This is a genomic window from Pseudomonas sp. NFACC37-1 (assembly GCF_900101575.1).
GTDB classification, from domain to species: domain Bacteria; phylum Pseudomonadota; class Gammaproteobacteria; order Pseudomonadales; family Pseudomonadaceae; genus Aquipseudomonas; species Aquipseudomonas fluorescens_AA.
In genome coordinates this window covers 201,186-223,992 of sequence record NZ_FMUZ01000001.1, presented here as the reverse complement: position 1 = coordinate 223,992, position 22,807 = coordinate 201,186, and the positions used below count along the sequence as shown (strand labels likewise).

At 61.4% G+C, this 22,807-nt stretch carries 19 protein-coding genes and 2 pseudogenes; 1 reads left to right on the top strand and 20 read right to left on the bottom strand.

The annotated features are described in order from the left end of the window. Positions 1-165: 165 nt before the first annotated feature. The 8 genes and pseudogenes from BLP82_RS00975 to BLP82_RS00940 form a co-directional block, all read right to left on the bottom strand. Entirely contained in the window at positions 166-1,485 is a 1,320-nt protein-coding gene (locus tag BLP82_RS00975) for an OprD family porin (RefSeq protein WP_092164558.1), read from the bottom strand. A gap of 188 nt (positions 1,486-1,673) precedes the next feature. Next, positions 1,674-2,504 carry a phosphodiesterase gene (locus tag BLP82_RS00970; protein WP_092164556.1) on the bottom strand — a complete coding sequence of 277 codons (831 nt, stop codon included), beginning with the start codon at positions 2,502-2,504 and terminating at the stop codon, positions 1,674-1,676. A gap of 25 nt (positions 2,505-2,529) precedes the next feature. Continuing rightward, positions 2,530-3,561 carry an ABC transporter ATP-binding protein gene (locus BLP82_RS00965; RefSeq protein WP_092164555.1) on the bottom strand — a complete coding sequence of 344 codons (1,032 nt, stop codon included), beginning with the start codon at positions 3,559-3,561 and terminating at the stop codon, positions 2,530-2,532. Then, complete coding sequence (locus BLP82_RS00960; protein WP_092164553.1) at positions 3,558-4,352, bottom strand: ABC transporter permease; 795 nt, start codon at positions 4,350-4,352, stop codon at positions 3,558-3,560. The genes BLP82_RS00965 and BLP82_RS00960 overlap by 4 nt, the downstream gene beginning before the upstream one ends. After that, complete coding sequence (locus BLP82_RS00955; RefSeq protein ID WP_092165015.1) at positions 4,349-5,203, bottom strand: ABC transporter permease; 855 nt, start codon at positions 5,201-5,203, stop codon at positions 4,349-4,351. The genes BLP82_RS00960 and BLP82_RS00955 overlap by 4 nt, the downstream gene beginning before the upstream one ends. Positions 5,204-5,218: 15 nt before the next feature. Then, positions 5,219-6,223: an ABC transporter substrate-binding protein gene (locus BLP82_RS00950; protein WP_092164552.1), complete on the bottom strand. Its 1,005-nt coding sequence runs from the start codon at positions 6,221-6,223 to the stop codon at positions 5,219-5,221. Next, positions 6,207-7,226: a LacI family DNA-binding transcriptional regulator gene (locus tag BLP82_RS00945; protein WP_092164551.1), complete on the bottom strand. Its 1,020-nt coding sequence runs from the start codon at positions 7,224-7,226 to the stop codon at positions 6,207-6,209. The genes BLP82_RS00950 and BLP82_RS00945 overlap by 17 nt, the downstream gene beginning before the upstream one ends. Positions 7,227-7,363: 137 nt before the next feature. Then, a pseudogene (locus BLP82_RS00940) lies at positions 7,364-7,579 on the bottom strand (MFS transporter); the annotation flags it as partial. A 68-nt stretch (positions 7,580-7,647) separates the two neighbouring features. Here BLP82_RS00940 and BLP82_RS31450 point away from each other — a divergent pair. Beyond that, a pseudogene (locus BLP82_RS31450) lies at positions 7,648-7,746 on the top strand (IS110 family transposase); the annotation flags it as partial. 58 nt (positions 7,747-7,804) lie between these two features. Here the strand turns inward: BLP82_RS31450 and BLP82_RS00935 are convergent. The 12 genes from BLP82_RS00935 to BLP82_RS00880 form a co-directional block, all read right to left on the bottom strand. Beyond that, positions 7,805-8,584 carry an SDR family NAD(P)-dependent oxidoreductase gene (locus BLP82_RS00935; RefSeq protein ID WP_092164550.1) on the bottom strand — a complete coding sequence of 260 codons (780 nt, stop codon included), beginning with the start codon at positions 8,582-8,584 and terminating at the stop codon, positions 7,805-7,807. A gap of 59 nt (positions 8,585-8,643) precedes the next feature. Beyond that, positions 8,644-9,903: a TIGR02270 family protein gene (locus BLP82_RS00930; protein WP_092164549.1), complete on the bottom strand. Its 1,260-nt coding sequence runs from the start codon at positions 9,901-9,903 to the stop codon at positions 8,644-8,646. A 33-nt stretch (positions 9,904-9,936) separates the two neighbouring features. Further along, the gene (locus BLP82_RS00925) at positions 9,937-10,860 is read right to left on the bottom strand and encodes a beta propeller repeat protein (protein WP_256576511.1); all 924 of its coding nucleotides are present in this window, start codon (positions 10,858-10,860) and stop codon (positions 9,937-9,939) included. 23 nt (positions 10,861-10,883) lie between these two features. Further along, complete coding sequence (locus tag BLP82_RS00920) at positions 10,884-12,071, bottom strand: PAAR-like domain-containing protein (RefSeq protein WP_092164548.1); 1,188 nt, start codon at positions 12,069-12,071, stop codon at positions 10,884-10,886. Further along, entirely contained in the window at positions 12,071-13,111 is a 1,041-nt protein-coding gene (locus BLP82_RS00915; RefSeq protein ID WP_092164547.1) for a 3-oxoacyl-ACP synthase, read from the bottom strand. Before BLP82_RS00915 ends, BLP82_RS00920 begins: the two co-directional genes overlap by 1 nt. Further along, entirely contained in the window at positions 13,108-14,220 is a 1,113-nt protein-coding gene (locus tag BLP82_RS00910) for a DUF2169 family type VI secretion system accessory protein (protein ID WP_092164546.1), read from the bottom strand. Before BLP82_RS00910 ends, BLP82_RS00915 begins: the two co-directional genes overlap by 4 nt. A 14-nt stretch (positions 14,221-14,234) precedes the next feature. Continuing rightward, the gene (locus BLP82_RS00905) at positions 14,235-14,693 is read right to left on the bottom strand and encodes a DUF6484 domain-containing protein (RefSeq protein WP_092164544.1); all 459 of its coding nucleotides are present in this window, start codon (positions 14,691-14,693) and stop codon (positions 14,235-14,237) included. Positions 14,694-14,709: 16 nt separating this feature from the next. Continuing rightward, positions 14,710-16,935: a type VI secretion system Vgr family protein gene (locus BLP82_RS00900; RefSeq protein ID WP_092164542.1), complete on the bottom strand. Its 2,226-nt coding sequence runs from the start codon at positions 16,933-16,935 to the stop codon at positions 14,710-14,712. A 377-nt stretch (positions 16,936-17,312) separates the two neighbouring features. Beyond that, positions 17,313-18,629: an MFS transporter gene (locus tag BLP82_RS00895; RefSeq protein WP_092164541.1), complete on the bottom strand. Its 1,317-nt coding sequence runs from the start codon at positions 18,627-18,629 to the stop codon at positions 17,313-17,315. A gap of 49 nt (positions 18,630-18,678) precedes the next feature. Further along, positions 18,679-19,908, bottom strand: a complete 1,230-nt coding sequence (locus BLP82_RS00890; protein ID WP_092164540.1) for an OprD family porin — start codon at positions 19,906-19,908, stop codon at positions 18,679-18,681. Between the two features lie 113 nt (positions 19,909-20,021). Continuing rightward, on the bottom strand, positions 20,022-21,386 hold the full coding sequence (locus BLP82_RS00885; RefSeq protein ID WP_092164539.1) for an MFS transporter: 1,365 nt from the start codon (positions 21,384-21,386) through the stop codon (positions 20,022-20,024). Positions 21,387-21,467: 81 nt separating this feature from the next. After that, entirely contained in the window at positions 21,468-22,805 is a 1,338-nt protein-coding gene (locus BLP82_RS00880; RefSeq protein ID WP_368665044.1) for an FAD-dependent oxidoreductase, read from the bottom strand. Positions 22,806-22,807: the final 2 nt, after the last annotated feature.

Below are 22,807 nucleotides of genomic sequence, written 5' to 3'. Positions count from 1 at the left end.
AACTATAGGAAGGAATGGTTGGGGGGGCTTGCACGATCCGGGCTGATTATTGCCTGATCATGCGAATCAGCGTGCCCCGCGAAGGTGCACGCTGTTTTATCAGTGCAACAGGGAAGGAGGAAAGGCGCCGCGGTGGGCGTGCTTCCGGCTCCTTCCTTCTGCAGGTTACATCAACGGAATGCTATAGCTCACGAACAGGCGATTCTGATCCTGGTCGCGGGCAATATCGCTTCGCGACATCCCGTTGCGCCAGCCGAAGCCGACATTCTTCAACGCGCCGCTCTGGATCACGTAGTCCAGGGAGATATCACGCTCCCATTCACTGGCGTCCTGGCCGCTGGTCGTCTGGATGTTATCGCCCTTGAGGTACATGACCGACGCCTTCAAGCCTGGAACGCCAAGTGCTGCGAAGTCATAGGCATATTGAGCAAACGCAGTGCGCTCGCCGGCCTGGATGAACGTCTGGATGGTGCGGTCGGTGTAGAGGTAAAGACTCGCGCCGCCTTCGCCTTTGCCCACCAGGCCGCCCTGGTTCAGTTGCGTAAAGTTGCTGTCTTCGGAGACACGCTGATAACCCGCGGTAATGGCATGGCCACCCAACGAATAAATGAACGCTGCGCTCCAGGTATCGTTGTCGATTTCACCACTGCCGTCCTTGGTATAGCCACCGAGTTTGTAACCACTGGCGCGACCGGCGGCGCTGCTGTTCTTGCCGTCGGACGTGGTCTTGAAGTAACGCAGGTCGGTTTTCAACGAACCGTATTCACCCAACGGTAAGACATGCAGCAAGCCGGCGAAGTGCTGTTGATAGTAGTCTTCGAGATTGGCGTAGTAATACTGCGCGGTCAGATCCTTGGTCAGTTTGTAATCGCCACCGGCAAAGGTAAATTTATTGCTTTCCTGGGTGCCGCCAGCAACGGCCAGGCCGGCACTGTCGCTGGAAGCACGCCCCGTGGCGTGCTCCAACTGGCCAGCGGTGAAGGTCAGGTTGTCGATTTCATTGCTGGTGACTTGCCCCCCCTCGAACGTTTGAGGCAACAAACGGCCATCGTTGGAGACCAGGATCGGCAATTTCGGCTGTAAGGTGCCGTACCGCAGCTCGGTCTTGGAGACGCGCATCTTGGCCGTGGCACCGAGACGCGCCCATTGGTCCGCCGCCTTGTCCCCGTCATTGGGAAACATCGAGCCACCGACATGACGGCCCGCGCCACTGTCGAGCTTCAGGCCCAGCAACCCGATAGCATCCAGGCCGAACCCCACGGTGCCGTCGGTAAACCCCGACTGATAATTGAGCATGAAGGCCTGGCCCCATTCTTCGGTCTTCGAAGGCGCGGCGGCCCCATCACGGTTATCGTTGTTGAAGTAGAAGTTGCGCAAGTTCAAGTTGGCTTTGCTGTCGCTGATAAAATCAGCCGACGCCAATGGACTCAGGACCAGACTCACACCGCCAGTTAAAAGACTCAGTGTTTGCAATAGGGCTTTCATCAGGACGAACTCCACCGCGGAATCACTGTTCCGGGCATATTGAAAAGGCAGCAGGAAGCCTTCAGCCGATCAGTCGATTGGCCGAGGCGTGAAAAAAAACGTTAAGAAACTTCAATCAATGGAATGGGACAGTGGTTCAAACCTCCGAGGAACACCTTCAGAACAGCACCATGAAAGTCCTTGGGTTATCAGTCGATCAATCCGTGAGCGTCATAAAAAGGATAGGGTCCGGGATACTCACCCAACACGCCGTTATGGGTCACCAGTCCGTGGGGATGCCAGTGATGCAGCAAATACCCGGGCGGCTCCAGATTGAAGTGCGCTGGAGCGGTTTGCTGTAGATCCAACACGATTTGATGGGAGACGCCGGGGCATACACAGCTCAGGCTGCCACCGAAACGCCGCTGCATCGGCCGATGCAAATGCCCGCACAGCAAACGCTCAACCTGTGGGTGGCGGGCGATGACCTGCTCCAATGCCGGCGCGTTGATGAACGGTTCACGGTCCATGTGGCCGATGCCGCTGATAAACGGCGGATGATGCAAAACCAGCAATGTTGGCGCATCGGGGCGGGCAGCCAGCTGTTCATCGAGCCAGCGCAACTGGCTGTCCAGCAAGCGGCCGCCATGGGCACCGGGAATGGTGCTGTCCAGGCCGATCAGGCGCAGCGGATGCGCCTCGACGACCCAGTCCAAGGGGGTTCCGGCCAGGCTTGGCAAGTAGTCGTGATCGGCAAATGCCGCCCGCAGATGCTCGCGGTTGTCGTGGTTACCGGGCACCAGGTAGCAAGGCATGTGCAGGCGCGCCAGTTCGGGCTGCAGCACGGCATATTCATCAGGGCGACCGAAGTCGACCAGGTCGCCACTGATCACCACGACGTCGGGACGCGGCACGCGGGTATTCAAATGATCGATCGCACGACGCAACGCGGCGAGGGTATCGACCACACCATAGGTCAGCTTTCCCCCGGCTTTAAGATGCAAATCGCTGATTTGCGCAACAAGAAACGGACGCTTCAAGACAAACCCTCTGAAAATACGAATGTCACGATGACAGGGTGAACAGCACTTGCGGCTCGACGGCCAAGGCGATCAGGGCACCTGGGGCGTGGATGACGCTGTCGGTGCTGTCTACCAGCAATGGCTGGGCGGCACCGACCTCCACCAACAGGCGGCTTTGGGCACCCTGGAAAAACTGGCCCACCAGGCGCCCGCGCAGATGCCCCTCGCTGTCCATCACCCGCAGATGCTCCGGGCGGCAATAGACGGTGGCAGGCCGGCCAGCCCCCCGCCATGGCAACTCTCCGCCATGGACTTTCAAGCCTTGGGGCGTGTGCTCGAGCACTGGAAAAGCGTTGAGGTTGCCGACGAAACTGGCGACGAACGTGTTGGCCGGGTGTTGGTAGATGTCCCTTGGGCTGGCCAACTGCGCGACGCGACCGTGCTCCATGACCAGAATCCGATTGCCCAAGGCCATGGCTTCGCCCTGGTCATGGGTGACGAACACCGCGGTAATGCCCAGATGGCGTAGCAACTGATCCAACTCGCTGCGCAGGCGCTCGCGCAACTGCGCATCCAGTGCCGCCAACGGTTCGTCAAGCAGCAATACCCGAGGCTTGGGCGCCAGGGCGCGGGCCAGGGCGACCCGCTGGCGTTGACCGCCGGACAGCTCGTGGATGCTGCGCTTGCCATGATCCTCAAGCCCCACCAGTTCCAGCAACTCCGAGCAACGCTTGTTTCGCTCAGCAGGTGCCATGCCGCGAATTTTCAAGCCATAAACGATGTTGCCGGCCACATCCAGATTGGGAAACAACGCATAGTTCTGGAACACCATGCCTACGTCGCGTCGTTCGATGGGCAGGCGGGTGACGTCGGTGTCGCCAAAAAACACCTGTCCCGCATCCGGACGCTCAAGACCGGCGATCAGGCGCAAGGTCGTGGTTTTACCGCAACCGGATGGGCCGAGGATCGCCAGGGTTTCCCCGGCATTGATGGTCAGGTCCAGATCATGTACGGCAACGGTGCCGTCCGCGAACGCCTTGCGGCAACCCGCCAGGCGAATGGTGGTTCCGGTCATCGTTTTTCTCCACGGGAAAGGCGGGCGCTGATGGCCTGCAACGCAATCAACAGCGGCACGATCATCAGCAGGAATATGAGGGTGTAGGCGCTGGCCACTTCCAGCCTGGCCGAGGCATAGCTGTCAGCCAGGCCTACCGGCAATGTCTTGGTCATCGGGGTGTGGAGCATCCAGGTCAGATTGAACTCACCCAACGACAGCGTGACGACCATCAAGACCCCGGCGAGGATCCCCGCCCGGCAGTTGGGTACCACTACGCTGAAGAATCGTCGTAGCGGCCCGGCGCCAAGGCTGGCCGCGGCTTCTTCCAGCACGGGCAAGTGCTGACGTTGCATCACCGCCATCACCGGGCGCACCAGAAACGGCAAGGTGAACAGCACATGGCCGACGAGAATGAACAGCCAGCTGCTGCGAAAGTCGCCGAATTGCCCATAGGTGAGCAGCAACGCCAGGGCGCTGGCCAAGCCTGGCATCGCCACCGGCAGCACCATCAGTTCCTCGAACGCACGGCTGAAGCGGTTGTTCATCCGTACCAGCGCGTAAGCCGCCGGGACACCCACCACGCAGACGCACAGCGCACAGGCCACGGCCAGTTGCAGGGATAGCCAGACCGTCGGCGAATAGGCCTGCCAGACCTGCTGCAACCAATCGAACGTCAGGCCACTGGCGATGCCCTGGAAATAATTGCGCGTCAGCCCGGCCAGCAGCGACATCAGCACGGGCACCAACATGAATGCGCAGACCAGCAGGGTAAACATCAACTGGCCGATAAACAGCGTTGAGCGCTTCACAAGACAGTCCTCGAATTTTTCGCCAGCCGTCGGGCCAGCAGCAGTACCGCCCAGGTCAGCGCCCCCAACACCACCGACAGCGCAGCGGCTACGGCGAAATTGGCGTAGTTGGTGAACACGTTGTAGATCGCCACCGGGGTCACGTTCAGACGGGTGCCAAGGGTGAAGGCCGTGCCGAACGCCCCCATGGAGGTCGCAAAGCAGATCGCCCCGCACGACACCAATGCCGGTGCCAGGCCGGGGACGATGACATCACAGACCACTCGCCAGTGACCGGCCCCCAGGGATTGAGCGGCTTCTTCCAGGCTGCGATCCAGGCTTTCGCAAGCGGCCATCACCGTGAGGATCACCCGCGGAATCGAAAAGTACAGGTAACCCAGACACAACCCCATCAGCGAGTAGGCGAAGATCCAGCGTTCACCCGCCAGCTCGAGCCCGAGGCTGGCGAACAACCCTTGGCGCCCGGCCAGCAGGATCACCAGGAAGCCGACCACCACGCCGGGGAATGCCAACGGGAAGGTCAACAAGGCGACCAGCAGCGAACGGCCGAAGAAGCGTTGGCGGCTGAGAAAAAAGCCACTGATGCCGCCCACCAGGAGTGCCGCGAGGGTCGTCGCCAAGGCCAGCAGGCAGGTCTGAGCCAGACTGCCCAGGTATTGCGCACTGCTCAGTACCTGCCAATAGCCGCTTTCGCCGCCATCGCGATGTTGCCCGCCCAGCACGATCAGGTGCGCCAGCGGCAATAACCAGAATGCGAACAGCACCGCCGCCGCAGGCGCCAGGGCCCAGGCCGCGGTCAGCCGCAAACGCGGCGCCGTGGCCTGGCCCGAAGGGACTCCCCGGGCTTTTATTACCGAGGCGGTCACTTACTTGACCTCTTTCAGATAACGTGCGGAAAAGGCTTCCTGTACCGCCGCCATCTGCTGGTAGTCGACCACGCCGGCCCGTGCGTAATCGCTGTCTGGCAGGAACTGCGCAGCGATGTCGGCAGGCATCTTCGTCGCCCGTACCGGTCGCAAGTAGGCCTTGGCCCAGAGCGCCTGGCCCTGGTCGGACAGAACGAAATCCAGCACCTTCTCGGCATTGGCCCGATGCGGCGCGTTGCCGACGATGCTCATGACGTAGGGCACGCTGATGCTGCCTTCCTTGGGGATCACGAAAGCCACGTTGGCCTTGTCCTTGTAACGTGCCCGATAGGCGTTGAAGTCGTAATCCACCAGGATCGGCAACTCCCCGGACAGCACCCGCGCATAAGCGGTCTGCTTGGGCACGATGGGCGAGTTTTTCGCCAGTTTCTGGAAGTAATCGATCGCTGGCGTGAAGTCGTCGAGGCTGCCGCCCATGGCCTGGTTGATCGCCACCGCGGAAACGTAACCGACAAATGCGCTGGATGGATCAAGGTAACCGACCATGCCTTTGTACTCGGGCTTGAGCAGATCGCCCCAGCTTTGCGGGACAGGTAAGCCACCCAAGGCATCGACGTTGACCATGATGCCCAGGGTGCCGGAGTGAATGGCAAACCAGTGTCCCTGTGGGTCTTTCAGGCCTGCCGGAATCTGTTCCCAACCCTTGGGTTGATAGGTGCCGACCACCCCGGCTTTTTGTGCCTGCAAACCGAAGGTCACGCCGTAATACACCACATCCGCCACGGGGGCGGCCTGCTCGGCGACCAGTTGCGCCAGTGCCTGCCCGGAGTTCTTGTTGTCCAGCGGGACCTGCACGCCAGTGGTATCGGCAATGGCCTTGAGTTGTGTGCCCCAGTCGGCCCATTCCGGTGGGCAGTTGTAGCAAATCGCCGTTTCGGCGGCCTGGGCCAGGCTGGCAACGCCGCAAAACAGCAACGTCGCCAGGGTTTTACTGAAGCGGATCATCAAGTGTCTCCTCGTAGGATTGAGTACTTTCCCCCGGCCGGATGTGGCAGGGCAGGCAATGGGAAACCGGTGTGGCGCCGGCGATCTGCGCCAGCAATTGATCGATGACGGTGCAGGCCAAGGCCTCGATGGGCTGAACCACACTGCACAACGTCGGGTGCATTTGAGTGCCAAGGGCGATGCCATCGAAACCCATGACCGAGAGCTGCTGGGGCACGTGCCAGCCGTTGCGACGCAGTTGCGCGATCAGGCTGATGGCCAGCAGATCGTTGGAGCAAACCAACGCGCTGAGCGCCTGCGGACCTTGCAGGAAGGGAGCGATGGCCGCGAAGTCAGCCTGGGTATGGGCGGGCATTTCAATCACCGGCAGGCTGTCGAGGCCGGCCTCGCCCATGGCGTCGCAATAACCGGCGTAACGCAGGCGAGCGCGATCCGATTGCAGGGCCGGGCCGGCAACCATGCCAATGCGACAATGCCCGGCTTCCAGCAGGTAACGAGTGGCGAGGGCCATGCCGGCGCGGTTGTCCACCGACACGGCGCTGTAGTGCGGATTGCCCGGTTGGTGATAGGCCAGCACAAACGGCGTGTCCTCGCTGTCCAGGCTTTGCAGCACGCGGTTGCTTTCGGCGTCGGTTACGGTGAGGACCAGGCCATCGACCCGCTGGCGCAACAACTCCTCGACCACCACGCTTTCGCGCTCGCTGCTGTAGTCGGTCGTCGCCAGGAGCAGGTTGTAGCCGCGTAAACGCGCAGCGTGCTCCATGGCCTGGAATTGTTCGGCGAACACGGGATTGAGCAGGTTGGGGACCACCACGCCGATCAGCTTGGTCACTTGCAGGCGCAGCTGACGACCCAGGCGATTGGGCCGAAAACCCAACTGGCGGGCGGCGGCGAACACCTGCTCGCGGGTCGCCGGACGCACCACTTCAGGGGAGGCAAAGGTGCGGGCCGCGGTTGCCCGCGAAACCCCTGCCAAACGTGCCACTTCTTTCAAATCAGTCATTGTCACTCGCTTGAGATCGATCTCATTGGCGAGGACAGTACCCAGGGAGCGTGGCATTTCGGCGACACAGTGATGACGATTTGATGTCAGCGACGGTTGTCTATCGCTGATGACTATTCATTGAGCGGAGTGCATGTTCAGCCTGTGCCTGCTGTAAACCCGTACTGCCTGGCCGACCACACCACCGCCAACGTCAGCAGCAGGAGAACAACCAGAACCGGCGCAAACGCCACGCCCCCCAGGTGGTCGAGCAGAATGCCTCCGACGATCCCGCCGCCGGCGATGGCGAGGTTCCAGGCCGTGACCAGCATTGACTGGGCCAGATCCGCCGCGTCTCCGGCTGTCTTGGCGATATACAAGTTTCCCAGTATTGGCAGGATGCAAGTCTGGCCGGTAAACGGGGACGGCGAGCCTGGTCTGCAACACCACCGAGGCGTTGGTAATGCTGGCTCGCAAGCTTGCTCGGATCGTATTCGCTCTGCTGAAAGAGCAAAGCGAATACCAATCCAAAGCGGCTTGAGGGCTTCCCCTCAACCATAGAATCTCCCACAGGGAAAAGTGCTGGCCATGGATTCAGATCAAGGGGCCTTGTTCTCCACCAGGCAGTTGCCGCCATCCACCACGATGACTTCGCCCGTGATGTAGCTCGCCTCTGAAGACGCCAGAAAAGCCACCAGTGCCGCCACCTCTTCGGGACGTCCCGCCCGACCCATCGGCGTGTAGCCTGCCGCCGTGGCTTCCTCGGCAGTGGTCGACCCTGTGGCGATCCAGCCGGGAGCGACGCTGTTTACAGTCACTCCTTGCTTAGCGACTTCCAGCGCCAGGCTCATGCTCATTCCGACCATCGCGGCCTTCGCGGCGCTGTAAGCCGCTTCACCGGGGTTACTGCAACGGGTGCCGGTCGTGGAGCTGATGTTGACGATGCGCCCGTATCGGCGCGCCCGCATTCCGGGCAGAACAGCCCGTGTCAGCAGAAAAGCCGTGGTGAGATTTCGTTCCAGTGTCAGGTTCCAGGTGTGCAGGTCCATGACCGCCAGCTCGGAAAAACACTCCGGACTGCCTTGCATGGCCATGCCCGCGTTGTTCACCAGAACATCGACCTGCCCCCAGACGGACTCTGCCCACACCATAAATTCACGCACCTGGTTTTCATCGGTAAGATCGATGGCCCGCCCTTCGACTTCGAACCCTTCGGCACGCAACTGCGCGACGCGCTCAAGGATGCGTGCACTGCTCGCGGTGATGATCAATCGGGCGCCAGCGGCACCCAACCTGCGCGCGATCGCCATGCCGATTCCGATCTCACTGCCAACCCCGCTGATGAGTGCCACAGGGTTCTGTCCAGTTGCGTTTGGCATGGTGCCTCCAGAGGGGGTAAGTGATTGCCAGGTGTTGGAGCGCTATATAAACATCCTGGTCAACGCCCGAACAGCGCCGTCATTCCCAACAAGCGCTTTTGCCGCCAAGCCGGTGCGCTGGTAGGGAAAAGCACCTCGTCTGGCCGGAAGCGGGCGAGACCGCAGGCCGCGGCGATGCGCTGGCGTTGCTGGCCGCGGACAAGGGCTTGCTGAAAGCTGTGTTCGCTATGGGCCAATCCCAGCATGTAACGAGTCCCCACTTGAAAGTGTCCGCCGTGGGTTTGCCACCATCGTTCGATTGCCTGCGGGTCGGGCCAGGGCAGGTTTTCATCGGGGTCCATGGCGACATTGGGATCTTCAGGGTTGTCGTTCGGGCCTGCATCGAAATCTGGCAGGTCCTGCAATTCCAGATCAAGTAACGCCAGGTCGGCGCCGGTGATCAGGCTGAAGGCTTCACCGGCGACGCGGGCATAGGGCAGGTCGCTCATCTGCTGGATCAACCAGGGCACGCTGACCGGATCGCCCAGCAGTCCAAGGGCCTGGATGCCGACGCGCCGATCCCGGGGATCCTGTACCCACTGGCGTATCCAGGCGATGCTGGGTTCGCGTTCTTGCCAAGCCAGCAGTACGCAGAGCGCGCGGTACTGGAACTCGCCCGGTTGCTCGGCGAATGAGCGCAGAGGCTCCAAGGCCTGCTGATCGCCCATTTGGACAGTGGCCCAATTGGCCCAGAAGCGCGTGGCGGCGTCTGCATGCTGGCGGTGGGCGCGAATCGTCGGGAACAGGTCGCGCCGGCGCAGTTCGCCCGCCGTGCGGGCGGCACGTGCCAGCACGCTTGGGTCGGCATCGGAAAGTCCGGCCAGCAGGGCGGAGCCGGGGTCGTGGCGATGCATGCCGCAGGTGGCCAGGCCGAGGCGGCGAAACAGTGGGTCGGGGGAGGCGAGCATGCGCTCGATCCAGGGCGATACGCGCTCCCAGTCGAGCCACCCCAGGGCCATCAGGTAACCGCGCTCCGTTTCCAAGGCACTGCGCAAATGCTCGCTGAGCCGCGACAGCACTTTGCCGTTAGCCGCTTCGAAAGCCAGCACCACGCTGGCGAACATCTCGCCGATGGCGTGGGGACTTAGCTGGGCCAGCAGGATTTGCAAACCCGTGGGGCCGGCGATCCGCAGGCCGTCGAGATGTGCGTCGATGCGCTCGTCGAGTGTGCGGAGATCGTCCAGGTCGTAGTGCGGGGCGCGTAATGCATCATCGCGCAGGACGGCCAGGAAACTCGCTTCCTCGACATGCAGGTCAAGGACGATGGGCAGTGTTTTCATCAGCCATCGATCCTGATGTACGGGCAGGCAGGGTCAGTCAATTTGCAGGCACCGTTTCCAGTTCGCACCCTCGAACTCCATGACGTCCTTGGGCCCGATGGACCACATGATGCCGTCGGCCGCGCTCAGGTGATAACACGTGCGCGGTGCGTCGTCGCCAAAGTCGATGGGGATCAGCTTGCCGTCCTCGAGGCGATAGACAAAATGGGTGGACGACACGTACAGCTGTCCATCGAAGTACTCCATGCCCCAGAGGTCTTCCCGGGTGCTGTCATGCTCGATCACTTCCCATTGGTCATCGCGGCCCCGCAACAAAGTGCCGAGCTGGCCGCAGGCATAGGCAAAACCGTCCGGCGCGCAGCGAACCTTGTAGAGCGCCAGGTTGGTCGGGCTGTTCTGCTGGGTGAAGACGGAACCGTCGTACTTCCAGATTTCGCCTTCCCAACCGACTGTGTAGATTTCCTGTTCGCTGAACCCATCGATTGATTCGAAGCTGGTGTCGGTGATGGGGGTGTCGCCGACCTGGGCGCTCTGGTCGATGCAACGCCACTGGTTCTCGTCATCGCGGACGTAGGCCTGGCGGCAGGTGCCTACGGCGTAGGCGCGGCCTTTGGCGATGCCGCGGATTTCGCGGAGAGGGCCGCGTTTCTTCGGATCGATGCCGGAGTCTGCAATGGTCTCCTCATCTTTAGTCCCTCCGCCACTGGCTTCGACCGATCCATCGGTGCCCAGCATCAGATAGCGTTCGACCGGCCTATGGCAGACCGTTCCTGAGCAGGCAAGCCACGGCACCGTGCCGGCATACCAGGTACCACGATCGAGCGTGTAAAGTATCGAGTCCATATAACCTTCGCTGATGGCGGCATCATGCGTGACTATCAAATAGCTCAGGTCTGAATAGCGAACGACTCCGGTACTGATGCTGAGACCGCTGAATCTTGGGTCTTGCGGGTCCATGCTTTTCTCCTGATATGAGCAAATTAACGGTGAGGACTGACGGGACACATCTCGGCCGCAGCCTTGGCACGCTGAGCTGGATCACTCGTCATGGATGCTCGGGCATTGATCGGCTTCTCATCGCCTGGGTCCTTTGCTTTGTCGTGGTACTTGTTCAACTGGGCTTCCAGGCACTCCTGGGAGCAGTCGGAATCCGGAAAGGTTTTCTTGGCGGCTTTGGCCCCTGTTTCCGTGGCCTTGGACCTTGGCCATTCGCCTTTTGCATCGGCCTCGTGCAAGGCCACCACCCCACGTCGGGTATGCATCTGACCGTGGGTGGCGGTGGTCTGGTTGGGACCCTCCACGCACACGACCGGGGCCTTGTCGGTCTGGTATTTGCTCCAGCCGGCTTTCGTCGGGTGCTGGTTTCTGGGCTGACCTGGAAAGGCTGGTCCGTCGGTAAAGGATGCCGAGTCGATCAGGTGGTCTCCGGTTTGTCCCGGGCAACACCTGTTGGGCTTGTACGGCGCGAGAAAACAGCGCAGGGCCTTTTGGCAAGGGTCGGCGTTGATGGTCTTGGCCAGCGACGAATACTCGCTTTGTACTCCGGTGTGTGCCGCTAGATAAGCCGGATCAGTCTGAAACCCGTCGCCTGCCGTTTTCTTTGCGACGTTACGGTCTTTGAGGGCGTTTTTCAGCTTGTCTATATCCGGGCAGACCACTTTCTTACTGGTATCGCAAGCGTCGTTCACCCGCTTTTTTTCACCCTCGCATTGGCCCAGGTCCTTGGCAAGAGCCATTCTGTCCGTATAGGGCCAGGGCACGGTATTGCCAGGCTGGGAAGCATGGTTATGGGTGGTCAGGTCCATATGCCGGACAACATTCTTGCCTTCATACTTCACGTCCATCGACCAGGAAGTGAAATACACCTTCCCCTTGTTCCGGGTCGTGACGATCCCCTTTTTCGGCGCATTCCCAGCCTCGTCCCCATAGCTGGTCTTGAAGTGGCTCTTGTCCTTGAGCATCACTTCCTTGCCACTGATCTTCACCGTGCGACTGCCCTTGGTGGTGTCCTTGGCCATGCCCGTGTTGGGGTAGGGGATGGGCACACCGAGCGGGGTGGGCGGGGCCTGGGGTGGGGTGAAACAGACATCCGGGAAGCAGGCGATCGACTTGCCGTCAGCCGCCTTGCAGGACACTTCCATATTATTGGCAAAGACCTCGTTGGCCATCAGGCGGCCCTCACAATCTGGTAGCTGAGCAGCGCGGCGGCGCGTTGGCCGGCGTCGTTGCCCAGGTGGCAGAAGATGTTCGGTCCTTCGCCGTAGCCCTTGCGACTGGCAGCCAGGGCCACGGCGAGCATCACCGGGCCGATGGCGGCGCCGACTTCGCCAATGCAGTCGGCAGGGTGCCAAAGATGGAAGAACTCCTTGCGTACCCGCAGGCTACGGCTCAGGGCCAGGGAGGCCTCCTTGAAGTAGTACTGCTCGCCGGAAATATCCGTCAGCCGATAATCCATCTGCTCCAACCCGCAGCCAGCTTCGCCCAGGGCGGCCCGTATGGCCTGGGTCAGGCCTTCGGCGCGCAGAGGCAGGTCTTCGGATTCCACCGTGGCCTGTTCCACGCCGAACCCCAGGCCGATGCAGAGCAATTGCGGCTGTTCATTGGCAACGGGAGCCGCCAGCACCACCGCTGCGGCACCTTCGCCGGGGATAAAACCGTTGGAGTTCTCGCTGGTAAGCAGGCGTTCGCGCTCTTCGAACACGGTCAGGGTTGCTCCATTAAGGAGGGAGTCGACGCCGGCAATGATCACGTGACGATGGCCATCCTGATGTATCAACGCACGCGCGTTAAGCAGGGCCACGGCGGCACTGACCCGGCCTCGCGCGATGACGTAGGAACCAGGATGAAAACGGATGCCCAGTTCGGCTTCGATGGCGTGTAGCAGTCCCTGATCGAGACCGGCGAGACGACCGGGACGCTCGGCTTCAGCCAGCCCCAGCAACAGCGGGGTCTTTTCCGGGTCAACCCCCGGGGTGCTCTGCAGTGACTCGGCAATGGCGCGGGCAGCCATCTTGATCAGCTTGGTGCGGCCGAGCCAGGGTTGCTCCAAAGGCACGCTCGCGGCAATCAGCCATTCGCCGGCGCGGTCGATAAAGCGGGTTTCCTGGAAGTTGTCGATGGCACAGCGAATCGCCGCACAGCTCGCCGGCGCGCTCAGGCCGACAGCACTGATCATTCCCGAGCCAATGATGCAAAGAGCAGTCATCAGTCCGTTTCCTCGGGGGCGCGCTTGGCTTTCACCAAGGCGCCAAGTGACGGGTAGTAGTCCTTGCCCAGCTCACGGGCATGCCACCACGCTGTGGACATCGTGCCGACCAGCACCTGGGCAATCTCGAAAATATTACGCCGTAGCGGGCGAGCGACACGCCACGTCAACTGCACCTGGCGAGCGTCGGTGTCGATCAGCAAGGTGTCGATCACCGCCGACACCGTTTCATGACCGCCTTTTTTCAGGAAGAAAGTCACCGGCACATCCATTTCGGGGATGCGGAAGCCTGCGCGCTCCTGGGGCGTGAGGTTGAGCAGCTGTACGTTCTCGCCGCCACGCAGGTGAGGAACCTGCTGGTCGTCAGGGGCCGCCTGGAAGTAGCGATTGTCGAAATCCCCTGGCAGAAACGGAAAGCAGTCGGCCAACCAGGCGTCGTCGTAAGTACCGGCGAAGCGGGCGCGTTGCGGCCAGCTACGGCCAAGGGGGCCGAGGGCCATGGGGCGAAAGTCGCCAGAGGGGCTGTCGATTGGCTTGCCCAGTTCCTCGGTATTCGGCATGGGCTTGCCCGCGATTTCAGCACTGCCGGTGCTGCCTGGAAACCAACCGCAACCACTCGGATTGTCCGGATACTCATGCAGCATGCCCGGCTTGTTGGCCATGGGATGGGACCCTCCGTAGGCCTGGGCATAAGAGATGTCCTGCTCAGTGAAGGGCTGGGGTAAGCCAGGAGAAGCACCCAATAGTCCTGGTTGCCATTGCCGGGGACCAAGGACGGAAAAGGCTTTGGTCATCTGACCAACCCGAATGCCCGCGGTCAACTGCGTCACGGGCCGGCCGCCTGGTGCGTAGGCTTTGCCACACACCAGTACATCGCAATATGGCTTGAACGGGGCAAAGTCCATTTCCTGCCGAGGGGCGCTGAGGCCCGGTTCGCCAAGAAAAGTGTCGGCCATCAGCAGCGGTTGCTGGGTGTCAGCGAGGGTCGCGGCGCGGCCGTCCAACGGAAGATCGAAAGTGCCCTTGGCCACCACAACCAGGGACTCGCGGCCGTCGCTTGCCATGCCCAGGGTGTAGGCAACCACCAATTTGCTGGCGTTGAGCAGTTCCATGGATCGCCTACCTTCTAATTAATCTGCACCGAACCGCCCTTGATACGGTTCACGCCGGATGACCGGTTCGAAAGATAGGTCCCACGGATCAGCACCTTGCCCTCACGGGTGAGGGTAATGCTCGCCTTGCCGCAACGCAGGACGATTTCCCGCTCTGCCGTGAACTCCAGGCGCTCGCCGTCCAGGTGGGCGACGGCTGGCGTCGTGGTTTGCGGCAGGCGCTGGATGCGACCGATCACCAGCGGTCGGGTCAGGTCGCCGGCCTCGAACATCAGCGCGACCTGGGCGCCGATGTCTTCGCGGGAGAGCGGGGTGGTGGTGCGCGCGGCGAGGCCCGTTTCGCCGGGGCAGCCCGGGAAGGCCACCACCGGGGCGTCCGCCCCGGGCACATCCAGCAGCACCCCGATCACGACGCCATCCACGCGCGCGGGCGTGGCGGCGGGGGAAACGGGGAAATGATATTCAACGGTCATGGCGCCCACTCCGTGGCTAGTTCTGCAGGATTTTCTGGCCTTTGACGACCACGTTCTTGTTCGCCTTGATGTTGATGGCGCCGGAGCCGTCGATGGTGATGTTCTTGCCGCTGATCACGATGGTGCCGTCCTTCTTCATGGTGATGCTGGCCGCGCCCGTGGTCAGGCTGATGGAGTCGCCAGCGTTGAGGGAGAAGTGCTTGCCCACGTCCAGGCTGTCGTTCTGCTTGATGCCCGTGTTGCGGTTCTGGGCGACATCGCGGGATTCGTTCTGGCCGATCTGGGTACTCTGGTTGCCGTTGATCTCGATGCCTTCATTGCCCTGGACCGTTTCGTTACGGTTGCCGCTGATGCCGATGGTCTCGTTGCCACCCACGTCCTCGGTCCGGTTGCTGGCGATGGAGATTTTTTCGTTCGCACCGACTTTTTCCGTGCGGTCGGCACCGATGCTGATGGTCTCGTTATTGCCCACGCTCTCGGTGCGATTGGCGCCAATGGTGATTTTCTCGTTGCTGCCGACATCCTCGGTGCGGTTCACACCAATGGAAATGGTTTCGTTATTGCCGACCTTTTCCTTGCGATCCACGCCGATGGTGATGGTTTCGTTGTTATCGACGGTTTCGGTGCGGTCGTGTTTGACGTGCACGGTTTCGTCGTTGTCGATGGTCTTGCGGCGGTCATGGCCAACCCAGTGGGTCTCGTCGTTCTCGACCTCGATGTCCTGGTTTTTCTCGGCGTGGATAAACAGCTGCTCGGCGCCTTTCTTGTCCTCCATGCGGATTTCATTGAAGTTGGCCGGCGAGCCGCCCTTGCTTGAACGGCTTTTCACCCCGCTCTGGGTGGCATTGGCGGGCAACCCGTAGGGCACGGTCTGTTCGGCGTTGTAGACGCGGCCGGTGATGATCGGCCGATCCGGATCGCCCTCGAGGAAACTGACGATCACTTCCTGACCGATCCGCGGGAGCTGCACGGATCCCCAGTTCTTGCCGGCCCAGGCCTGGGAGACGCGAATCCAGCAGGAGCTGTTTTCATTGGACTGGTCATGGCGATCCCAATGGAAATGCACTTTGACCCGGCCATATTGGTCGGTCCAGATTTCCTCGCCACTGGGCCCCACCACCACGGCGGTCTGCGGTCCGCGGACGATGGGCATCGGCGTGAGGGGCAGAGGGCGGAAGGACTGGTTGGCATCCATGCAGTCCAGCTCGCTGACGAACTGTTCGGCGACGTCCGACTGCCCGCTTTCATAGGCATCCTGACGAATCTGATAACGGGCGGCCACCACCAGATACTCGCGGTTCTGGTCCGCGCGGTCGTATCCCGTCAGCGTGAACACATGACCGCAACCGATGCCGCGTGCGCGTCCACGCAATTGCACACGCTCGAACTGACTGTGGATGGCTTCGATGCGAGTACGTGCATAGTGATCGCCATCGTTGCTCTGGACATACTCACCGGGGTAGTCGTAGAGCGGGTAGTCGGCGTTGGTGTGGTTGCGCGGTACGCTGGAACGCACCTCAAGGCTGGCGCGCGGGCGCAGGAAGTCGTAGTCGTTCAACGCCAGCGAGCCGGGTTGGACTTCCCGTGCCAGTTGCCAGTCGTAGAAATGATCGCGCTCGCGCATTTGCCGATCGGGCGGGTAGAAGGGCACCGAGGCATAGTCCGCCGCCGAGGAGTGGGCACCATAGGCATCGGCCAGCACCAGCACATGACGGTTTTTTTCATGGCGAAAGTAGTAATAGATGCCTTCCTGCTCCATCAGCCGACTGACAAAGTCGAAGCTGGTTTCACGGTACTGCACGCAATACTCCCACTCGCGGTAGCTGCCGCTCAGGCTGTCTTCGAAATCGGAGAAGCCGAGGTCACGGAACACCTGCTTGATGATGTCCGGCACCGTCTTGTTCTGGAAAATCCGGCAATCGGAGGTGCGCGTGAGCAACCAGAACCAGGGCCGCAGGCTGACGCGGTAACCGGCGAACTGGCCGTGCCCGGTCAACTGCCGGCAACTGCAAACGATGCCGTGGAAATAGCGTTTCGCGCCGTCGTACAGCTCCAGGGTCAGGCCCATCGGCTTGCCCAGCAACTGGTCGAAGGTGATCGCCCGGTCTTCGGAAGTCAGGTCCAATTCGTAGTGGAACAATCGCCCCAACTCTTCGCTGCCTTCCATGCTTTGCAGCAACAGGACATCGCCGCCCAGAGGGCTGTCGACCTGCACCAAACGGCTGTTTTGGGTGATTGCCATGAGCGGCTTCCTTGGCTCGGGTTCGGGCGTCAGTTGGCCGTCGTAAGAAAGGTGGCGCCGTAGGCAAGGGCGCCGCCAAAGGGAACGTGAAGGGAAATCAAGCTCAACGTTTGCTGCACATCCACCACAGAGGTGATCTCCTTATCGGTCTGGCGGTCTTTAGCATGCGGCCAGATTGGCAGATGCTGAGGTCAAGATAGGTGACTGAAAGGTCGTTTGCTTAGTTTCATTAGCTATATATGTTATTCATTAATCGAATAACTGAAAAAGTGAATGCTGACTCGCCCCCCTGGTCATGGGGGGATGAAACTGCGTACCCGCTACTGTTCTTCTAGGGTTTCGCCGGGTTCAATTGCTCGGCTTCCATGGCTGAACGTCTATCGATGCGCGCCACGGTGTAGGCACACGCCCAGCACCGCAGGACACAGGGCCAATACCGCGAAGCTCTTCACGACAGGCATGCCGCTGTTGAGCACATGGGCACCGAGCAGCGGCCCGCATACCGAGCCGAACTTGCCCATGGAGGCGGCCCATCCGGCGCCGTTGCCGCGAATGGCACTGGGGTAGAAAATCCCGGCGATGCTGGTGATGCCGTAGTGACTTCCCTTGACGAAGATGGCGCCGACCATGCTCAGCGCAATGAAGGCGTTACCTTGCAGGTCGCCAATGCCCAGCGCCAGCAGGAAGGGTAATGAAAGCAGGGGATAGATCATCACCGCATAGGGCCCTCGGGTGTCGACGACTCGCATCAGCACAAGCCCTGCCATGGCACCGCTGAAGGACGCGAAGGAGCTTACCCAGGACGCCGTAGCCCGGTCGAAGCCCGCATACTGATACACCAGCGGGCTCCATGACGCGAGGAAGTACATGGCCATGGAGCTTGCGCCAAAGCCGATCCAGATCATGGGCGTGATCCATTTCAGTTTGCCGATGAACAGCTGGCCGACCCGAAATGGCTGGCGGCCGATGTCGATTTCATCGGCCAGGAAATAGCGGTCCCCGGCGCGCACATCGATGCCCGGATCCAGGCGCTTGAGGATTCGCAGCACGGTTTGCGGTTGCTTCTGCTTGCTCACCAGAAAACGCACCGACTCCGGCAGGGTGAAAAACAACAGGACGCTGGAGAGCAGCGTGGCGATACCGCCCAGCACGAACACACTGGCCCAGCCGTACTGTGGTGCGAGCCATACGGTCAGTGGACCGGCTGCCGCGCCCCCCAGGCTGAAGCCGACCATGATGAGGGTGATCACGCTGGCACGGTAGCGCTTGGGCACGAATTCGATATTCAGTGCCCAGCACAGCGGCAGCATGGCGCCCAGGGCAAAACCGTTGAGAAAACGCAGCACCAGCAGCGAGGCGTAGCTGTCGGCAAAGGTGAACAGCAGCGTCAGCACACCAAAGGCGCTGGTGGACAGAATGATGGTCGGACGCCGACCGATCCGGTCGCCGAGATAACCGAAAAAGAACCCGCCCAGCATCATCCCGAACAACCCGATGGAGAAAATGTTGCCCAGTTGCAGTTTGTCCAGGCCGATTTCCTCGGCCATGTAGGCGGCGGTATGGGACAGCATCAACAAGTCGAAACCATCGAGGAAGGTGATCAACACCGACACGCAGATGATCAGATAGTTGAAGCCCGACAGTTTGCGCCCCTCGATCAGGGCGGCGACATCAACGGCGCAAGACGACGTCATGGGTGTTCTCCCGGTAAGACGTATGCGAGCGGGTTCCGGTGGGCGGGGCTCACCACAGTTTCCAGGTGTAAGCCACGATCAGGCGGTTCTCATCGAGTTGCTGGGTCAGGCCGTTTCCGGAGCGGAAGGTGAGGTTGCGCCAACGCACGTTCAGGCCTTCCAGGGCACCGCTTTGGAAAACGTAAGCCAGGTCGGTGTCGCGCTCCCACTCACTGCCGTCGCTGACCGTGCGCGTGTGGATATCGCTGCCTTTCACGTAGCGGGTCATGAACGTCAGGCCGGGTATGCCGAGCGCGGCGAAGTCATACTCGTAGCGCAACTGCCAGGACTTCTCGTTGGCTTTGGTGAACGAGTTGTAGGTGACCAGGTTCGCCACATAAGGCGTGCCGGTATCGATGACTGGAAACACACTTTCACCCGACAGCCGCTGGAACGCCGCGGAGAAGCGCTGGGCCCCGACGGTCAGGGTGAACATGCCGTTGAAGTTGCGGTTGTCGATCTTCCCGGCTTTTCCAACACCGATATCGTCGCTGTCGACGTAGCGCAGGTCGGAGCGCAGGCTCACGCCTTCCGCCAGGGGCAGCACATGGATCAGGCCGGCGAACTGCTGACGGTAGATGTCTTGCAGCTCACCGTAGTGGTAGCGCAGGGTCAGTTGCTTGCCGACGGTGTAATCGCCGCCGAGCAGGTCCAGGTGATCGCTGCTTTGGCCGGCATAGCTGATGTCGTCGTTGCTGGATGAGTCGCGGCCATTGGCCTTGGTCAGTCTTGCCGCGGTGACGGTCAAGTTGTCGAGCTCGCCGGACGTCAGGTAGGCACCGGTGAAGGTGGAGGGCAGCAATCGCGTATCGCTGTAATACGCCAGCGGATGAATCGGCATCAGCGTTCCGACCTTGAGCTGGGTCTTGGACAGGCGCATTTTTGCGGTCAGCCCCAGTTCGCTGTAGTCGTCCACCGGTTGATTGCTGTCGGGGCCATAAGGCAACAGCCCACCGCCACGGCGGCCCGCACCGGAATCGAGTTTGATCCCCAGTTCCCCCAGGGCATCGAGCCCGAAGCCAACAGTGCCTTCGGTGTAGCCCGATTGAAGCTCGGCAATGAAGCCTTGGGTCCATTCCTCGGCCTTGGCCTGAGGCGCGTCGCTCTGGCGGAAATCGCGATTCAAGTAAAAGTTGCGCGTCGTCAGCGTCGCGCTGCTGTCTTTGATGAAGTCCGCATGGGCGCCGGTGACTGGGCCACAGAGCGTCAGGGCGGCGGCGAGCAGAAGGTTCCTGTTCATTTTTATTGGTCTCAGGATCAGTAGGATTTTCAGGACGAGTTTTGCCTGACCGCGTCGATAGCGACGCGGTACGGGCTGCCTGGGTCAGGCGCGGTAAGCCGGCAGAAAGGTGCTCAGGTTTGTGACGGGGCGGGCAGTGGGTCTGCCCCACGGTGGCGGCGTGTCAGGTGGCCAATGACAAAGGCACAGGCCGCCAGCACGGCGGGGCAGACCGCCAGGACCAGGAAACTCTTGACCACCGGCAGGCCACTATTGAGCACATAGGCGCCCAGCAATGGGCCGAGGATCGAGCCGATCTTGGCGATGGAGGTGGCCCAGCCGGCGCCATTGGCGCGAATGGCACTGGGATAGAACACCCCGGCGATGCTGAGGATTCCATAGTGGGAGCCTTTGACGAACACGCCGCCGACCAGGCTCAACATCAGGAACGCCGTGCCTTGCATGCCGGTGATGCCCAGCACCAGCAGGAAAGGCAAGGCCAGCAACGGATAGATCATCACCATGTACGGTCCACGGGTGTCGACGAAGCGCATCATCGCCAGGCCCGCCATCGCACCGCTGAAGGATGCGATCGAGCTGACCCACGACGCTGTCGCGCGATCGAAGCCGGCGTATTGATAGACCAGCGGGCTCCAGGAGGCGAGGAAATACATGGCCATGGAGCTGGCGGAGTAGCCCAGCCAGATCATGGGCGTGATCCATTTCAAGCGGCCGATGAACAACTGGCTGACCCGAAATGCCTGGCGACCGATGTCCGGCTCGTCCAGCAGGACGAATTGGTCAGTAGGGCGCACGTCCAGGTTCGGGTCCATGCGCTTGAGAATCGCCGCGATTTTCTCCGGTGCCTGACGCTTGCTGGCCAGGAAACGCACCGATTCGGGCAGGGTGAACAACAACAGCACCCAGGCGCACAACGTGACCACGCCGCCGAACACGAACACGCCCTGCCAACCGATATGCGGCGCCAGCCACACCGTCAGCGGGCCGGCCATCGCGCTGCCGAGGCTGAACCCGACCATGATGATGGTGACCACCGTGGAGCGATAACGCTTGGGAACGAACTCGATGTTCAAGGCCCAGCACAACGGCAACATGGCGCCCAGGGCGAAGCCGTTGAAGAAACGCAGGACCATCAGCGACGCGTAGCTGTCGGCCATGACAAACAGCAACGTCAACAGGCCGAACGAGCAGGTGGAAAACAGAATGGTGGGGCGCCGTCCGATGCGGTCCCCCAGGTAACCGAAGAAGAACCCGCCCAGCATCATGCCCAACAGGCCGATGGAGAAGATTTCGCCCAGTTGGATCTTGTCCAGGCCGACCTCATCGGCGATGTAGGAGGCGGTGTGGGAGAGCACCAACAAGTCGAAGCCGTCGAGGAAGGTGATCAAGACCGAAACCAGAATCACCACGTAGTTGAAACGTGACAGTTTGCGTGCCTCTATAAGCGCCGCGACATCCAGGGTACGGGACTGTGACATGTGCGTTCTCCACTGCATTTTTTATTGTTGTCGGAGTGGCGCCCCCCGTTCACATGGCGGGCGCATCGAACTGCTTGAAACCTATTCCAGATTGAATGCCAGCCGTTCGCGCAACACCTGCGCGGGTATATCACTCAGGCGCCCGTCCGGGCCAGCCAGATCCAGTGCATGGGCGGCCGCGGCCCCCATGGCGATACACGGCCCCATCACGCGCACACTCGACAGCGCGGCCGCGTCAGCGTCGATGCAGCGGCCCGCGACCACCAGGTTATCGCTGCCCTCGGGGAGCATGCTGCGCAACGGCACGCTGTGGACATGATCGTCGCCAAAGGGCTCCCACTGGTAACCGGTGCTGTCGCCGTGCAATTCCACCGGCCAGGAGGTGCGCGCCACCGCATCCGGAAACATCGTAGCGGCACGCACTTCATCGGTGGTCAGGTGATGTTGGCCGACAATCCAGCGGGTCTGGCGAATGCCTGGCAGTGCATACGCCCGTACCTTGGCCTTGCCGTAGGCCTGGGGATACTCCGCTTTGAGGAAACGGATCACCTGGTCCACCTGTTGGCGCCCGGCGAGGGCGACGTGAGACGCGGCGACCGGATCCAGGGGCGTTTCGATGTGCGTCATGTTGAACGCTGCCGTGCCGCGTCCGGGGAACTGGAAGAACAGGCCGTCGTCGCGCTCGATGCCGTAGTGCCTGGCTTTTTCCTTGACCCGTTCGGTGAATTGCGCGCGCGTCGGCAGGTGGGCTTCATCGATATGCTCGAGAACGAACATCTGGGTGCCGTAGATGGGCGTGTCCGGTTCGCGACAGGCGAGCCCGGCGTTCCAGACCAGTGCAGCATCGCCGCTGGCATCGATAAAGCCGTTGGCCGCCACGCGCACGTCGCCATAACGGGTGGCCAACTCCACTTCCTGGACCCGCGAGCCTTCGCGCACCACCTCACGCAACACCGCACCGAGCACCACGGTGATGCCAGCGTCGAGCACCTTTTGACCAATCCAGCGACCGAGGGCCACTTCGTCGTAGTAAACCACGGTGGTCAAGGGACCGATGGCCTGGTGCAAATCGCCCGAGGCGCCCAGGTCGCGAAGGATGCCGTCGGCGATGCCATGGGTCAGCAACTGCCGGTTCGGACCATTGGAGAACAAGCCGCAAAAAGTCCCGATGATCGAGCCGACCGCTTGGCCACCGAGCATGGGCAGGGCATCGAACAGCACGACGCGCTTGCCGAGCGCGGCGGCCTCCAGGGCGGCGGAAATACCGGAAATACCCGCGCCGGCGATGCAAACATCAGCCTGCAGGCGTTGCGGGGTGGGGGCGCTGGTACGGCGTACCGTGCGAATGACATGAGCCATAAAACTTCCTTTGTGGGGTAAAAAAGGCAGCCGAACCCGAACCCGTTGGCCGGTGGCCACGG

Bases quoted from the DNA above. Each gene is read 5' to 3' on its own strand.
- BLP82_RS00885 (WP_092164539.1), bottom strand. From the start codon at position 21,386: ATGTCACAGTCCCGTACCCTGGATGTCGCGGCGCTTATAGAGGCACGC.
- BLP82_RS00930 (WP_092164549.1), bottom strand. From the start codon at position 9,903: ATGAAAACACTGCCCATCGTCCTTGACCTGCATGTCGAGGAAGCGAGT.
- BLP82_RS00950 (WP_092164552.1), bottom strand. From the start codon at position 6,223: ATGATCCGCTTCAGTAAAACCCTGGCGACGTTGCTGTTTTGCGGCGTT.
- BLP82_RS00905 (WP_092164544.1), bottom strand. From the start codon at position 14,693: ATGACCGTTGAATATCATTTCCCCGTTTCCCCCGCCGCCACGCCCGCG.
- BLP82_RS00890 (WP_092164540.1), bottom strand. From the start codon at position 19,908: ATGAACAGGAACCTTCTGCTCGCCGCCGCCCTGACGCTCTGTGGCCCA.
- BLP82_RS00895 (WP_092164541.1), bottom strand. From the start codon at position 18,629: ATGACGTCGTCTTGCGCCGTTGATGTCGCCGCCCTGATCGAGGGGCGC.
- BLP82_RS00935 (WP_092164550.1), bottom strand. From the start codon at position 8,584: ATGCCAAACGCAACTGGACAGAACCCTGTGGCACTCATCAGCGGGGTT.
- BLP82_RS00925 (WP_256576511.1), bottom strand. From the start codon at position 10,860: ATGGACCCGCAAGACCCAAGATTCAGCGGTCTCAGCATCAGTACCGGA.
- BLP82_RS00965 (WP_092164555.1), bottom strand. From the start codon at position 3,561: ATGACCGGAACCACCATTCGCCTGGCGGGTTGCCGCAAGGCGTTCGCG.
- BLP82_RS00910 (WP_092164546.1), bottom strand. From the start codon at position 14,220: ATGGAACTGCTCAACGCCAGCAAATTGGTGGTTGCCTACACCCTGGGC.
- BLP82_RS00900 (WP_092164542.1), bottom strand. From the start codon at position 16,935: ATGGCAATCACCCAAAACAGCCGTTTGGTGCAGGTCGACAGCCCTCTG.
- BLP82_RS00945 (WP_092164551.1), bottom strand. From the start codon at position 7,226: ATGACTGATTTGAAAGAAGTGGCACGTTTGGCAGGGGTTTCGCGGGCA.
- BLP82_RS00920 (WP_092164548.1), bottom strand. From the start codon at position 12,071: ATGGCCAACGAGGTCTTTGCCAATAATATGGAAGTGTCCTGCAAGGCG.
- BLP82_RS00975 (WP_092164558.1), bottom strand. From the start codon at position 1,485: ATGAAAGCCCTATTGCAAACACTGAGTCTTTTAACTGGCGGTGTGAGT.